1 protein-coding gene is annotated in these 1,231 nt (G+C 56.7%); it reads left to right on the forward strand.

The features are described from left to right. Positions 1-63 precede the first annotated feature (63 nt). A protein-coding gene (locus tag ACR0M9_RS21070) for an IS3 family transposase (RefSeq protein WP_480547728.1) occupies positions 64-1,193 on the forward strand; the annotation gives its coding sequence in 2 pieces (ribosomal slippage) (positions 64-307 and positions 307-1,193; 1,131 coding nt in all). Positions 1,194-1,231: the final 38 nt, after the last annotated feature.

Raw genomic sequence — 1,231 nt, forward strand, 5'->3', positions numbered from 1 at the left:
TGGACGTGTCGCGGTTTGCTGCCGCTCCTTTGATAGCATTTATTGCAGCAAAGGAGACGAACTATGGGACTGAAACGGACGGACGAATTTCGCGCTGACGCTGTGCGGATCGCACTGACGAGCGGGCTGACGCGCAAGCAGGTAGCATCTGATTTGGGCGTTGGTCTTTCGACACTGAACAAGTGGGTGACAGCACATCGTGACACTGAGGTGGTGTCTGACAAAGACCTCGACCTTGCCCGAGAGAACGAACGACTTCGACGTGAAAACCGCATCCTGAAGGAGGAGAGGGACATCCTAAAAAAGGCCACAGCCTTCTTCGCGAGCCAAAAGCCATGAGGTTCCGGTTCATCGAAGAGCATGGCCACGAATTCCCGACCAACCGCCTTTGCCAGGTTCTGGATGTCAGTTCACGTGGACTGCGCGCCTATCGCAGCCGCCCAGCCAGCCAAAGACAGCGAACCGACATGGTGGTCTTGGCGCATATCAAGGAACAATCCCGTCTCAGCCTGGGCAGCTATGGCCGTCCACGGATGACTGAAGAGCTGAAGGAGCTTGGCCTGCCCATCGGCCATCGCCGCGTTGGCCGATTGATGCGCGAGAATGGCATACGCGTCGAACGATCCAAGAAATACAAAGTAACGACCGACAGCAACCACGCCTTCAATATCGCGCCCAACCTGCTGAACCGGGACTTCCGTGCGGATCAGCCGAACCAGAAGTGGGCAGGCGACATCAGTTATGTCTGGACGCGAGAAGGCTGGCTCTATCTGGCTGTTGTTCTCGACTTGCATTCACGTCGCGTGATCGGTTGGGCCGTGTCGAACCGAATGAAGCGTGATCTGGCGATCCGGGCTTTGGAAATGGCTGTGGCGCTGCGGCAGCCGCCAAAGGGATGCATTCACCACACCGACCGTGGCAGCCAATACTGCTCACACGACTACCAGAAGCTCCTGCGTCAGCACGGCTTCCAAGTATCGATGAGTGGCAAGGGAAATTGTTACGACAACTCGGCAGTCGAGACCTTCTTCAAGACCATCAAGGCAGAGCTGATCTGGCGCAGGTCGTGGCACACGCGACGAGACGCGGAACTGGCAATCTTCCAGTACATCAATGGCTTCTACAATCCGCGGCGAAGGCACTCAGCATTGGGCTGGAAAAGCCCTGTCGCATTCGAAAGGAAAGTGGCTTAAACGAGCACTTGGGGCGGCACAAAAACGGGACAGGTCCA

The organism is Ruegeria sp. CH2 (assembly GCF_056537065.1).